Below are 13,901 nucleotides of genomic sequence, written 5' to 3'. Positions count from 1 at the left end.
ATAGGCTGGCCGGCCCCCGTCGGCCGCGCAGTGCGCCTGCTCGCGTCGCGGCGCCGAACCGGATCACGAATGACCGCGCTTTCCCAGGATATCGCCGCCGAGCTGAGGCGCAGGATCGACGAGCTCGAGCAGCAATTGCGCTCCGGTGCAGCCGAGAATGCACGCCTGCAAAGCGAGCTTGCGGTTGCGCGTGATCGCCAGAACGCCGGCGCGGCGATCCTGCGCACCATCGCAGCCTCCCCGTCCGATGCCCGGCCGGTGTTCGAGGCCATCGCGTCCAGCTCCAAGCGCCTGCTCGGCGCCTTCTCCGCGACCGTGCTCCAATTCATCGGCGATGAACTTCATCTGGTGGCGTTCACGCCGACCAGCCCCGAGGCGGACGAGGGACTGAAGTCATCATTCCCGCGACAGATCGCAGACTTTCCGACCTTTGCCCGGGTTCGCGATGGCAAGACGGTTCAGTTTCCGGACAGCGAGGCCGACGACGTCCCGCAACTGAACAAGGAGCTGGCAAGGCTGCGCGGTTTCCGCAGCGTCCTGTTCATGCCGCTGATGAACAGGGGAACGCCCGTCGGCATGATCAGCGTCACACGTGCCGAGCCTGGCGCGTTTGCCGCTGACCACGTGCAGTTGCTGCAGACCTTCGCCGATCAGGCCGCGATCGCGATCGAGAACGCGCGTCTGTTCAACGAGACGCGGGAAGCGCTGGAGCGGCAGACCGCCACCGCCGATATCCTGAATGTGATGGCAGGTTCGCCGTCCGACGTGCAGCCGGTGTTCGAGGCCATCGCGGCCAACGCCAACCGGCTGATCGGCGGCTTTTCCACCGCGGTGCTTCGCTATGCGGGCGGCGCCGCCCATCTGGCGGCCTTCACCCCGACCGATCCTGCCGGTGACCTTGCGCTGCAGGCGGCGTTTCCAATGCCCTTCGCTCAATTCCCGCCCTACCAGCTCGTGGCTGATGGTACGGCCGCGCAACTGCCCGACACCGAGCTCGAGCCGGCCGCACGGGATATCGCGCGTGCGCGCGGCTATCGCAGCATGTTGTTCGCCCCGCTGGTCAGCGAGAGCGAGATCATCGGCATCATCATCACCACGCGCCGGGCGACCGGCGCGTTCGGCGAGCACCAGGTCCGGCTGTTGCAGACTTTCGCCGACCAGGCCGTGATCGCGATCAAGAACGTCGGCCTGTTCAACGCGACAAGAGAAGCGCTGGAGCGACAGACGGCGACCGCCGACATTCTCAACGTCATCGCGAGCTCGCCAACCGACGTGCAGCCGGTATTCGACGCCATCGCCGAAAGTGCGAAGCGGCTGCTCGGCGGCCAGACGGCGCTCGTCACGCGCGTTGTGGATGACATGCTTCATCTGGCAGCCCACACGGCGGGAAGCGAAGCCGGGGACAGGGAGATAGAGAATTCGTTCCCTACCCCGCTGACGTCCCCGGGGATTCACAGCCGGGTCGCACAGAGTTCAACCATCGCATTTCGCAACGATATCGAAACCGAACCCGATGTCTCCCAGGCCGTCAAGGAGATGGCGCGCGCCAGAGGATATCGAAGCATCATCGTCGTGCCGATGCTGCGCGAAGGCGTTGCGATCGGCACGATCGGTGTTTCGCGCGCCGAAGCGGGCCCGTTCGCCGACAACCAGATTGCCCTGCTCAGGACGTTTGCCGATCAGGCCGTGATCGCCATCGAAAACACGCGGCTGTTCAACGAAGTGCAGGCCAAGACCCGCGATCTGCAGGAAGCCCTCACCTATCAGACCGGCAGCGCGAACATCCTGAAAGTGATTGCGTCCTCGCCGACAGATGTCGGACCGGCATTGAAGGCAATCGTCGACAGCGCCTGCGAGCTTTGCGATGCCTATGACGCCGCCGTGGCGCTAAAGGACGGCAACGATCTGCGATTCAGCGCTCATCACGGGCCTATTCCCATTCCCCTTGAGAAATGGCCGATCAATCGCAACTGGACTGCGGGCCGCGCCTTTGTCGACCAGACCCCTGTGCATGTCGCCGATCTCCGTGACGAGCAAACTGACTTTCCGGAAGGCCGCGAGCTTGCGCTTCAAATGGGACACCGCACCATTTTGAGCGTGCCGCTGCTGCGGGAAAACGAGAGCATCGGCGCGATCGTGCTTCGCCGCAACGAGGTGCACCCGTTTACCGACAAGCAGATTGCACTTTTGCAGACTTTCGCCGATCAGGCCGTGATCGCAATCGGCAATGTGCGGCTGTTCGAGCAGGTGCAGGCCCGCACCAGGGAACTTGCAAAGTCCCTCGACGATCTGCGCGCCGCGCAGGATCGCCTGATCCAGACCGAAAAGCTCGCCTCCCTTGGTCAGCTCACGGCCGGCATCGCGCACGAGATCAAGAATCCGCTCAACTTCGTCAACAATTTTGCCGCACTTTCCGCGGAACTGACGGGCGAGCTGAGCGATTTGCTGGCATCAGCGTCACTCGCCGACAGCGTCCGCGACGAGGTCGATGAGCTGAGCGGCCTCCTGAAGGGCAATCTGCAAAAAATCGTGCAGCACGGCAAACGCGCCGATTCCATCGTCAAGAACATGCTCCTACATTCGCGGGAGGGCGGCGGTGAGCACCGGCCGACCGACGTGAACGCGCTTGTGGAGGAGAGTCTCAACCTCGCTTATCACGGCGCACGCGCCGAGAAGCCGCGGTTCAACGTGACCCTCAGGTGCGACCTCGACCCGGATGCCGGCACGGCCGAGGTGTTCCCGCAGGAGATCACGCGTGTGCTGTTGAACCTGATTTCGAACGGCTTTTATGCGGTCGCCAAGCGGGGCAGCGAAAATGGTCCAGGATTTGAACCGGAGGTCAGCGCCAGCACACTCAGCCGTGGCGAATACGTCGAAATCCGGATCCGCGACAACGGCGTCGGCATTCCGCCCGAGGTAAAGGAGAAGATGTTCAACCCGTTCTTCACGACCAAGCCGGCAGGGGAAGGTACCGGCCTTGGACTTTCCATGAGCCATGACATCATCGTCAAGCAGCATGGCGGCACGATCAATGTCGAGACCGAACCCGGCGCGTTCACCGAGTTCACCATCCTGCTGCCGCGCAGAAGTAATTTTTCGGATAGTAACAGAGGTTAGCCGTGAGTGTGATGGTCCTGGTGGTGGATGACGAGCCCGATGTGGAGGCCTTGTTCCGCCAGCAATTTCGCCGCGATCTTCGCGCCCAGCGCTTTGTGATGGATTTTGCCGGGACGGCGTCGGAGGCCCTGACCCGCATATCCGACGTCGGCGAGCACTCGCTGATCCTGATCTTCTCCGACATCAACATGCCCGGGATGAGCGGGCTCGAGATGCTGCCGGAGGTCCGCGCCCGGCGGCCTGACGTTCCCGTGATCATGATTACGGCCTACGGAGATGCCGCGACGCGCAAGAAGGCGCTGGAGCGAGGCGCGGACGACCTCTTGACCAAGCCGATCGACTTCAGCCAGGTCCGCCAGGAGATCGACGCGAGGCTGGAACGATCCGCATGACCGCCACCATTCTCGTAGTCGACGACGAGCCGGATCTGGAGGCGCTCGTGCTCCAGAAATTCCGCCGGCAGATCCGCGACGGACTGGTGAGCTTCGTCTTCGCGCGTGATGGGCTTGAAGCCCTTCAGTCGATCGAGCAGCATCCCCATGTCGATCTTGTCGTCTCCGACATCAACATGCCGCGCATGGATGGCCTGTCGCTGCTGGCAAAACTGCAGGAGGCAGAGGACAAGAAGTCGACCATCATCGTCTCGGCCTATGGCGACATGAGCAACATCCGCACCGCGATGAATCGCGGCGCATTCGACTTCATCACCAAGCCCATCGATTTCGCCGACCTGGAGATGACGATCGAAAAGACGATGCGTCACATCGAAGTCCTGCGCGAGGCACGCCGCCGCCAGATGGAGGCGGAGCGCGCCCACGCTTCGCTGTCGCGCTATTTCTCGCCCGAGCTCGCCAAGCGCCTTGCCGCCGGGGACGACGGCGACGACATGGAGGTGCGCTGGCGCGAGGTCGCCGTGATCTTCACCGATATCACGGGCTTTACCTCGCTGGTCGAGACGGCCGTGCCCGAGGTGCTGGCGGAACTGCTCAACGAGTATGTCGGCGGCCTGACGGATGTCGTCTTCGCGCATGAGGGAACGGTGGCGAAGGTGATCGGTGATGCCATCCAGGTGCTGTTCAATGCGCCGGGCGACCAGCCCGACTATGCGACCCGTGCGATTGCCTGCGCACAGGCGCTCGATGAATGGGCGGAAGCGTTTCGCGGGCGTTGGAAAGAGAGAGGCGTGAATTTCGGCGCCACACGGATCGGCGTGCACGCCGGCCCGGCGCTGGTCGGCAATTTCGGCGGCAACCGCTTCTTCGATTACACGGCCTATGGCGACACGATCAACACCGCCGCCAGGCTGGAAGCCGCGAACAAGGCGCTGGGCACGCGGATCTGCGTCAGTGACGCGGTCGCAAACGCGGCACAGGACTTCAAGGGACGACCGATCGGCGATCTTGTCCTGCGCGGACGCAGCGAGCCTTTGCGCGCCCACGAGCCTTTATCGGCAGCAAGATTCGATGCGCCGGCCACGACGCAATATGCGACCGCCTTTGCCAAGCTTGAGTCGGGTGACGCCGCGGCCATGCCGGCTTTCGCCGCACTGGTCGGAACGCATGCCGACGATCCGCTCGCCAGCTATCATTTGCGGCGGCTGCTCAACGGCGCCAAAGGCATCCGCATCGAGCTCGCCTGACCGGGCGCACGTTTCCGTTACAGATGAAACATATTAATGGTCGGACATCGGCATCGAACGCTGCGGTGTCGGGCTTGTTGGCTCTTCTTGATTGATTACTTCTAACGCCAGGGCCATTGCGCTGCTTGGTGCAGGCGCCCTCTGAGCGCAGTCCTGGAGCGTCGAAAAATTGAAACGACGATCGTACGATTATATCGTTGTTGGAGCAGGCTCCGCGGGCTGTGTCCTGGCGAGCCGTCTCTCCGAGGATGCCAATTCAACTGTTCTCTTGCTCGAGGCAGGTGGATACGACCGAAATCCGCTGGTCCGCATTCCGATCGGACTAGGAAAGCTTCATGAGTATGGGATCTACGATTGGGGCCTGATGGCTGAGCCTGATGCCGGTCTCAATGGCCGCGTGATTCCCGCAAAGCGCGGGAAAGTGTTGGGCGGATCTCACTCGATCAACGTGATGGCATTCACGCGCGGCGATCGTGCCGACTATGACGGCTGGGCTCGCGCGGGCGCCCGAGGATGGTCCTACAGCGATGTTCTCCCTTACTTCAAACGTTGTGAAACGTGGCAGGAAGGAGGAAGCGTATTGCGCGGCGGATCGGGGCCGATACACGTCGAGTTCTCGCGCTCAGTCGATCCGCTGTTCGACGCCTGGCTCGCCGCTGCGCGCGACCTCGGCTTCACATTCACGAACGACTTCAATGGAGAAACGCACGAGGGGTTCGGGATAATCCAAAATACCACCTGGAAAGGCCGTCGAGAGACGACAGCCTCAGCCTACCTTCGATCCGCGCTGAAGCGCGCAAATCTGGTACTTCATACCAGAGCGCAAGCGACTCAAATCGTTTTTGAGGGTACCCGAGCGGTGGGAGTACGGTACGTCAGCGGTGGGCGAAGCGCCTACGTGATGGCGAATCGAGAGGTCATACTGTGTGCGGGCGCGTATCACACGCCACATTTGCTCATGTTGTCGGGTATCGGGCCGACGAAGCATCTCGCCTCTCTTGGGATCGAAACACTTATCGATCTGCCGGTAGGCCAGAATTTGCAAGATCACCTTGCTGCATGGTTCAACTGGAGCCGCCCCACGCCGGGTGCCTTCCACAGGACGATGCGCCTTGACCGAATTTCGTTAGCCCTGGTCCGAGCTTATCTATTTGGGACCGGACCTGGGACAATGCTTCCGAGGTATCTCTTCGGGTTCGTCAAGACCGATCCTTCGCTCGAGGCGCCGGACATCGAATTCATGTTTCGGGGAACGGCCGCTCAGCCCTACGTCTGGTTCCCAGGGATTCGTCCGGCTTTTGAAGACGGCTTTGCGATCCGTCCAACATTGCTGCATCCAAAAAGTCGCGGGGAGGTCTCGTTGAGATCGACAAACCCCCTTGATGCACCGAGAATCCGCAACGGATTCCTCGAGCACCCGGATGACCTTGCGACGTTGCTGCGTGGAGCAAAAATCGGTCTCGAATTGGCCGCTCACCCGGCGGTTGCCTCGCTGGCAGGAAAATCAGCCGGACCTTCGCGCGTCCAATCGGACGGCGATATTGAACAGTGGATTCGAAGCACGGCGATCACCGCAAACCATCCGTGCGGCACTTGCGGAATCGGGAGTGTCGTGGACAGCCAGCTTTCAGTCCTTGGCGCGACCTCGCTTCGGATCGTCGACGCGTCAGTCATGCCAACAATCGTATCTGGGCACATAAATGCATGTGTTCTCATGATCGCCGAGAAGGCCTCTGATCTGATCCGCGGCCAACAGGGACAGGTCCTGGAAACGCATGGCTTGACCCCGGCACAATAGTGGCCCGGGCGCCGCCGCCATGGCAAGGCGCCCTCGTTATCTCGACTGGCCGGCGAGCGACCGTTCCTCCATCGCGAACAGGCAGAACGCGGCGCAGCCCAATCGGAGCAATGAGTCGTTCGCTTCTTGGTTCTGAAGCGATCCGATGACGGATAGAAACGTTGGGACAGGGTGGCTGTCGGATTATACCGCTTGCTCCAACACAACTTTAGGCATTGAATTTCACACAATAATGCGCTGCTGCCGCGAGTCGTTTGGCGATGCAGTGTTTCGATCAATCAATTCTACTCAATCTCACGCGAAGCAAGTCACCATAGGCTTGCGCGCTCGCTTTTCCGCGCACCGCGCCGAAGCCCACGAAAAACAAAACACCAATTGGCCATCATGGAGGGAACAATGTCACGAAAGCTTTCGCGACGACAATTTGTAAGTGCGACTGCCATGTCGTCCGCAGCGCTGATCACGGCGCCATATGTGCGCGGCGCTTACGCCGCTGGCAAACTGTCGATGGGTTTTTGGGACCACTGGGTGCCGGGCGCCAACAAGACCTTAACCGATCTCGTCAATGAATGGGCTGCGAAGGAAAAGGTCGAGGCTCAGATCGACTACATCACCAGCCAGGGCAACAAGATCCTCCTGACCGTCTCCGCCGAAGCGCAAGCCAGATCCGGCCACGATATCCTGGTCATGGCCACGTGGTTGCCGCATGCGAATGCCGAACTGCTCGAGTCCGTCAACGACATCATGGCGCCGATCATCCAGCAGAACGGCGCGGTCAACTACACAGTCGAATATCTCGGCCAGGCGGGCGGCAAGTGGCTCGCCGTTCCCTCGTGCGTCGGCAGCCAGATCAAGGGTCCCTGCTCGCGTATCGACCTGATGAAGAAATACGCCAATATCGACGTGCAGGAGATGTATCCGGCCGGCAGCCCGCCGAAAGCGGACAACTGGACCATGGATACGTTCCTTAGGGCTGCCGAGGCCTGCCAGAAAGGCGGCTTCCCCTTCGGCATCGGTGTCGGCGAGACCGCTGACAGCACTGATACCGCCGGCGCGATCTTCCAGTCGTTCGGCGCAGAACTCGTCGACGCCAAAGGCAACCTGACTGTCAGGACCGACGCCGTCCGGCAGGCGCTGGATTTCTACAAGAAGCTGATCGCCTTCCTGCCATCAGACGTCGCGGCATGGGACGATGCCTCCAACAACAAATGGCTGATTTCCGGCAGGGGCGCGCTGATTATGAACCCGCCGAGCGCCTGGGCAGTCGCCAAGCGCGACGCTCCGCAAGTTGCCCAGCAATGCTGGACCCACGGCTTTCCGGCCGGCCCAAGAGGTCGCTTCGCGCCCTACGTGCCCTTCTTCTGGGCCATCTGGCAATTCTCCAGGAACAAGGCGGCGGCCAAGAGCCTGCTTGCGCATCTCTCGCAGCCGTCATCGATTGAGAAGCTGGTGGTCGCCAGCGGCGGCTATGATCTGCCGGCCTACCAGAACCTCACGACACTGGAGGTTTGGGCGGAAGCGGAGCCGCCAAAGGGCACGCTCTATCACTATCCGAACCCCTATAACCATCAGAAGCTGTCAGTTGCGGCCTCGCCAGCACCGCCCAAAGTCGCGCAGCAGATCTACTCGCAAGCGACGCTGACCAAGATGTGCCTGCGCCACTCGCAGGGTGAAGCAATGGAGAGGACCCTCGGATGGGCGGAAGCCGAGTGCGAAGGTTTCATGAGGAGCTGAGGACACGCACGCAATCCATGGCGACGAACTCAGACGCGATTGCTAATAGCCTCACGACGTGGTTTTCAACTTGGTCTGTTGGCCTGCTATGGCTAGCGCTGCCTTTCGATCATGGATGAGATTCTCAAGCCGATGGGCGGCGACATTGAGCGTAGCGGCATCAAGGGCGCCTTCGTCGTCGGTCCCCGCTCTGGCACGCTGCGCACGCAAAACTTCGTCGATTTGATTTTCAATCTCGAACAGCTCCGATTCCGTTTCAGCCTTTCTGATCCTTTGTCCCAGCGCGTATAGCGAATCCAGCGCAGCTTCTTTGGTCTCGAGTTCGCCGGATCTGAGAAATTTCCAGGCCGCTGCCAATATTGAGGCAAGCGCGCCCAATGCCATTGGCGTGAGAAAAATCGCGTTGCTCCACTTGTCCAGGAAGCTTTGCTGGGTGCCGTTGTAGAACTCCGCGGCGCCTGGATGAACCGGAAGATAGGCGCCGGGGTCAGTATCGGGCGCCTTCATCTGCGCCAGGATCGGCAGTTCGCCCGACAGGTCTCGGCGCGCGCTCGTAAAGGCTTGCGTGAAATCAGCAACCAGATCGTTATCAAGGGACTTCTTGGCAACCAGGTAGAACGAAACTTTCAGCGTCGTGACATCATCTGCCGGGATCGGAGGGGAGCCTCGCAACGTACCCTTGGGGATGTCGAAGCTCTCGTACGCGCGCTCCTTCTCGGCTATGGCTCCCGCAGCATCGATCGGGATCAGGACCGGGGCGGCTTTCCCGCTCTGGGAGAAGAGTCCCCGCACCAGCGACAAATACTTCTCGGTCATGGGCATCACGAAAAGGACGACGCGCACCTCCTTGCTGTCGACCGCCCGGCGCGTGTCGGCCGGCGCAAGGTTCTTGAACACGACATTGGCGCGATCAAGGGCGTATTCCTTGGTCAGCGCGCTGACGATCTTCTGATTGGTCTCGCCTCCAACCACCCCCACAGTGACGCGCTTGAGGCCGCTCATGTCCGTGATCGACGATCCCGGTGGCGCGACCAGCAACACCACCGCTTGAGCGAGGACGACGATTGCTTGCGCCTGCGACAGGTCGCCGACGTCGCCGCGGACCACCGCCAGATCGGTCTTGCCCGCGGCAAACTCGTTGGCGGACTCGACTGCGCCAGTGGTTTCAACCACCTTGAGCCGGACCGGCGCGTTCACCTCGGTGAGGCGACTCGCCAGCGCGGAAACGACTCTTGGCGCCTCGCCGTCCAAGGATCCGACCGCGATCGACAGCGTGACCGGCCGGACATACCAGCGATACGCGAATAGACTTGCCCCCGCGGCCAGGGCAACCAGCCCGGCCACCATAGCGACGCGCAACCAGATCGGCAGCTTGATTGCGTCCATGCCTATTCTCGACAAATGATCATCGGCCGAACCTGCCTCTCCCCCTGCGCGACCCTCGAAAACCAAGTCATTAAGGACACCGCCACTACGACTGTTCTGTGTGACCCACCTCCGCTAATCCATTGTCGAATGGCTGGCCGCTTTTGGAGCCGATTGTTTCAGGTTCGAAGCTGCTTTTGTTTGATTGGTGCTGCAGTTTTCTGGCGAGTTCTTTTCTCCCACTATGCCCTCAAAAGGATCGCGAACGATCGCCTTCAGCGCCAACAGGTCATCCTCATTCAGAAAAGAGATCTTTCCTGCGGGCGTCGTCACCATTCTTCCAATCGTTGAGAGGGGAATGCCGAGTTTCGCCGACAACCTGGCCAGGTAAATGGTATCGCGGATCGTTTTGACATCTTCTCCGCCATGGCCGTTTGAAACCGAGTGAACTCCGATCGTTGCGCTCTCCGATACGTAGCGCTTCCGGCTCGCCAAGAAAATGAACGCACATGCCGAGTCGCACTCTCCCGAAACGTACGTCGTCAACCGCTTCTGACGCGTGAAGATTGCGATCTGGAATCCTTCATCGAGTTTTCCACCTTTCGAGCTGAGATCGATGCCGAGAACTCGCCGCTGGGCGCTGAAATGAGATCTAAATCGTATGTAGTCGCCCTCTTCGATATCGCCCCGCAGCCTCAGGACATCTCCGGAGCAACCCGCCACGCGCGTAATCTCCATGCTCGCGCAATCCGCCGACAGGAAAATGGCTGAGAGTGTGAGTAGCGTCCTGATCACTCATCTCTCCCCAATCAGAAGCGCAACGGAATGGCTCTTGCTCCTAATTCAATGATCGGTCATCCGGCTGACATTGACTTAGGTCAAGGCAGGGCGAGCGAGCACAATTCCCGCTCGCAGTCGGCTGAAGCAAACGTGTCAAGGACGGCGACGCTCTATGTGGGCTTAAGGGGCTGGTTAGCGCCGCCTCTTGCGGAGTGAATGTGACCGGGCCTCAACGCCTGCGCCGGCGTTGCAACCGACAAGACGAAGCCGGCGACAGCAATCCTCCGGGAGGAGGCCGCAAGCGCTCAAGAAAGCAGAAGCGACGTTGACGGATGTGCAATGGAATTGCGCGAACAAACGTGATCACTAGAGCATGGTCCGGAAAAGTGGACACCGGTTTTCCGAAAAGATCATGCTCAAACAAAGGGCTAGAGCGGGATGACGATTCGAAGAGAAGTCATCACGCTCTAGGACAGCACGAATGACCGATTGCCGCAGGCCAGGACGATCGGGCCCGCTCAACAAAAAGCCCCGGACGATGCCGGGGCTTGAAGTTTGCTGGAGATTGACAGTCGATCAGTAAGGGGCAGGCGGGGCATAACCGCCCCAGTTGAAGTGATAGTTCACGCGCACCGTGACCATGTCCACGTCCTGGCTGATCCGATTGAGCGCACCGGCAACGATGGGATTGACCACCGAGAACGAATTGTTCGCATTGCCCATGAACAGGTGGTCGTACTCGACACCGACCGACCAGTTCGGTGCGAAGCCGTACTCGTATCCGACACCCACGCTACCGCCCCAGCGGGTCGAACTGAACGAGGCCAGACTACTGCCTGTAAGCGTATCGAGAACGCTGAAGCTGTTGCTCGTCACCGCTGCGCCACCCTTGAAGTACAGCAGCGACGTGTTCCAGGCATAGCCGATCTGACCGGTGAAAAGGCCAATGCCGTCCGTTTTCACGCGCGTCGAGAAAAATGGATCGATGAGGCTGGCGCGCGTGTTCTGGAGATCGGCCCAATCCCCCTGGGCTTCCAGGCCGGCCACCCAGCCGCCGCCAAACTGCCAGCGATACCCGATCTGACCGCCGACCAGACCGCCGGACCGCTCACGACACCCGTCGCTGAAGACTCCACCGAACGCGTCGATAAAGTTCCAGCAATTGCGGCTCTGGCCCCAGCCGCCATTGGCGCCGACGTAGAAGCCGGTCCAATTGTAGACCGGCGGAAGCGGCGGCGGTGGCGGCGCCTTGACCGCCATATCAGCGGCCAGCGCCGGCGCGGTCGCGCCGAGTGCAATCAAACCAACAGTGCCCAGCAAAAATTTCTTCATATCGTTCCCCCTCTTCGGCGTCGCCTAAGGATCGGACGGCCGATGGACTTGTTGCGGCGATTAACGTCTGCATTCCAATTCCACCCGCGAGCATAGATCATTTCACCCGCCAAACTTGTGCTAGTACGGCAACACTCGGATTTTGTTTCGGGAATAAGTGGCAGCCACTCTGACACTTCGAATTATGCGCTTTGTGCCATCGCCGCCGCGTTCTGCGGCAGCTTCAGGATCACTCGGCATCCCTGTCGCAGAACGCAGGCGTGGACATCGGGAAAAAGCTGACCCCGTTATCGATAGAGAAGAGGGCACAATGAAGCTGGTCGAGGCCAAGCGATTGCTGCTCGCTGCGGCGGGCGCAGCTTGCTTGACGCGGGCTCGGCCCTACAGCGTCTCCAGCACCGTCGACGTTCGCTAAAAGCCCCGCCACATTCCGTCGTTGAACCATTCTTTGACCGGGTTGGACTAACGTTTAGGCGGAAATTCTCCGTTCGCTATATCGAACGGACGGCAAAAGACTTTTTTGCGCTACCTCGGCTGTGAATGACAGCCATCGACGGCGCCCGCCTCTTTATTGATCTCGGCCAGAAAATGCTGGCCCGAAAAACAGTCACCGCTAGTTACGGAGGAGATGCCATGACGGAGATCCGGCTGGCCTCGCTGCAGGGCGGGGCGATTACGTTTGGAAGCGATGCGATCGATGCCTTTCGGCAAACATTGCGGGGCGATGTCTGCCTGCCCAACGAGCCGGGCTATGACGAGGCACGCACAATCTGGAATGCGATGATCGACCGCCACCCGGGCGCGGTCGTACGCTGCAAAGGAGCTGCAGACATCATGCGCGCCGTGGGGTTTGCGCGCGACCACGGAGTCCTGCTCGCCGTGCGTGGTGGTGGCCACAACATCGCGGGCAATGCTGTTTGTGAAGGCGGGCTGCTGATCGATCTTTCGCTGATGCGTTCGGTGCGGATCGATCCGCGTAACCGCACCGCGCGCGTGGAGCCGGGCGCAACGCTTGGCGAATTCGACAAGGAGGCGCAGGCTTTCGGCCTTGCCACGCCCCTCGGCATCAACTCGACGACTGGCGTTGCGGGATTGACGCTGGGCGGCGGCTTCGGCTGGCTCAGCCGCAAATTGGGGCTTGCCGCTGATAACCTCATCTCGGCCGACGTGGTGACGGCCGATGGCGGACTCGTGCGAGCGAGCGAGGCCGAGGAGGCTGACCTGCTCTGGGCGCTGCGCGGAGGCGGCGCCAATTTCGGCGTCGTGAGCTCGTTCGAGTTTCGCCTGCATCCGGTCGGCCCAATGGTGTTGGCTGGACTCATCATCCATCCCTTCGCTCGGGCGAACGAACTTCTTGCGGGCTATCGCGACATCGCCGCCAAAGCGCCGGACGAACTCACGATCTGGGTGGTGCTCCGGCAGGCGCCGCCGCTGCCATTCTTGCCCGTCGAAATGCACGGCAAGGAAATCGTCGCGTTCGCCGTCTGCTACACGGGTGGCGAGGACGAGGGTAACCGCGCCCTGGAACCGTTGCGCGCGCTCGGGGAGCCGGTTGCCGACGTGATCGGCATGCAGCCTTTCGCGAGCTGGCAGAGCGCGTTCGACCCGTTGCTCACGCCCGGAGCCTATAATTACTGGAAGTCGCACAATTTCGCCGAGCTCGGCGACGGCCTGCTCGACACCCTCGTAAGCCATATGAAGAGCTTGCCGACCGGTGAGAGCGAAATTTTCATTGGTCAGCTTGGCGGCGCCACCAGCCGCGTGGCTGTCGACGCGACGGCGTTCCCCCACCGCGACGCCAGATTTGTCATGAACGTCCATACGCGGTGGCGTGACCGCGGCGACGAGCAACGCGCGACTAGCTGGGCGCGCAGGTTGTTTGCTGAGACTGCGCCGTACGCAACCGGCGGCGTCTACGTCAACTTCATGCCGGAGGATGAGAGCGATCGCGTGTCCGGCGCCTACGGCCCGAACTACGCTCGTCTCGCGGCGCTCAAGGCCCAGTACGATCCCGGCAACCTGTTCAGGCTAAACCAGAATGTTCTTCCGGCCGCCGCGCAGCGACCGGCCGCCTGACAAGGACACAAGCAAAAAGCCCGGCCGCTTGGCCGGGCTTTTCGCTGTAAATCTTTGGCT

Annotated in this window: 9 protein-coding genes; 6 read left to right on the top strand and 3 right to left on the bottom strand. The window is 61.1% G+C overall.

Going from position 1 to position 13,901, the window contains the following annotated elements; genetic code table 11:
• Positions 1-69 precede the first annotated feature (69 nt).
• From ACZIRK_RS23865 to ACZIRK_RS23845, 5 genes are all read left to right on the top strand, one after another.
• Positions 70-3,117 (top strand): GAF domain-containing protein, encoded by a 3,048-nt coding sequence (locus ACZIRK_RS23865; protein ID WP_165435214.1) that lies wholly within the window; start codon positions 70-72, stop codon positions 3,115-3,117.
• Positions 3,118-3,119: 2 nt separating this feature from the next.
• The gene (locus tag ACZIRK_RS23860) at positions 3,120-3,509 is read left to right on the top strand and encodes a response regulator (protein WP_028164261.1); all 390 of its coding nucleotides are present in this window, start codon (positions 3,120-3,122) and stop codon (positions 3,507-3,509) included.
• Complete coding sequence (locus ACZIRK_RS23855) at positions 3,506-4,756, top strand: adenylate/guanylate cyclase domain-containing protein (protein ID WP_130225989.1); 1,251 nt, start codon at positions 3,506-3,508, stop codon at positions 4,754-4,756. The genes ACZIRK_RS23860 and ACZIRK_RS23855 overlap by 4 nt, the downstream gene beginning before the upstream one ends.
• A gap of 169 nt (positions 4,757-4,925) precedes the next feature.
• Entirely contained in the window at positions 4,926-6,554 is a 1,629-nt protein-coding gene (locus tag ACZIRK_RS23850; RefSeq protein WP_463328205.1) for a GMC family oxidoreductase, read from the top strand.
• 396 nt (positions 6,555-6,950) lie between these two features.
• Positions 6,951-8,288: an ABC transporter substrate-binding protein gene (locus tag ACZIRK_RS23845; protein WP_130225991.1), complete on the top strand. Its 1,338-nt coding sequence runs from the start codon at positions 6,951-6,953 to the stop codon at positions 8,286-8,288.
• 51 nt (positions 8,289-8,339) lie between these two features.
• On the opposite strand, the gene ACZIRK_RS23840 is transcribed toward ACZIRK_RS23845, so the two are convergent.
• The 3 genes from ACZIRK_RS23840 to ACZIRK_RS23830 form a co-directional block, all read right to left on the bottom strand.
• Entirely contained in the window at positions 8,340-9,674 is a 1,335-nt protein-coding gene (locus ACZIRK_RS23840) for a TAXI family TRAP transporter solute-binding subunit (RefSeq protein ID WP_130225992.1), read from the bottom strand.
• Between the two features lie 114 nt (positions 9,675-9,788).
• Positions 9,789-10,448 carry a hypothetical protein gene (locus ACZIRK_RS23835; protein WP_130225993.1) on the bottom strand — a complete coding sequence of 220 codons (660 nt, stop codon included), beginning with the start codon at positions 10,446-10,448 and terminating at the stop codon, positions 9,789-9,791.
• A 561-nt stretch (positions 10,449-11,009) separates the two neighbouring features.
• The gene (locus tag ACZIRK_RS23830) at positions 11,010-11,765 is read right to left on the bottom strand and encodes an outer membrane protein (protein ID WP_130225994.1); all 756 of its coding nucleotides are present in this window, start codon (positions 11,763-11,765) and stop codon (positions 11,010-11,012) included.
• A gap of 633 nt (positions 11,766-12,398) precedes the next feature.
• Here ACZIRK_RS23830 and ACZIRK_RS23825 point away from each other — a divergent pair.
• Entirely contained in the window at positions 12,399-13,841 is a 1,443-nt protein-coding gene (locus ACZIRK_RS23825) for an FAD-binding oxidoreductase (protein ID WP_463328203.1), read from the top strand.
• Positions 13,842-13,901: the final 60 nt, after the last annotated feature.

This window comes from Bradyrhizobium sp. Leo114 (assembly GCF_055229415.2).
Note: the sequence above shows the minus strand (reverse complement) of the source record. Positions and strands in the feature narration are given on the sequence as shown.

Coding starts and splice junctions, on each gene's coding strand:
- ACZIRK_RS23855 (WP_130225989.1), top strand. CDS start 3,506: ATGACCGCCACCATTCTCGTAGTCGACGACGAGCCGGATCTGGAGGCG.
- ACZIRK_RS23830 (WP_130225994.1), bottom strand. CDS start 11,765: ATGAAGAAATTTTTGCTGGGCACTGTTGGTTTGATTGCACTCGGCGCG.
- ACZIRK_RS23865 (WP_165435214.1), top strand. CDS start 70: ATGACCGCGCTTTCCCAGGATATCGCCGCCGAGCTGAGGCGCAGGATC.
- ACZIRK_RS23840 (WP_130225992.1), bottom strand. CDS start 9,674: ATGGACGCAATCAAGCTGCCGATCTGGTTGCGCGTCGCTATGGTGGCC.
- ACZIRK_RS23825 (WP_463328203.1), top strand. CDS start 12,399: ATGACGGAGATCCGGCTGGCCTCGCTGCAGGGCGGGGCGATTACGTTT.
- ACZIRK_RS23845 (WP_130225991.1), top strand. CDS start 6,951: ATGTCACGAAAGCTTTCGCGACGACAATTTGTAAGTGCGACTGCCATG.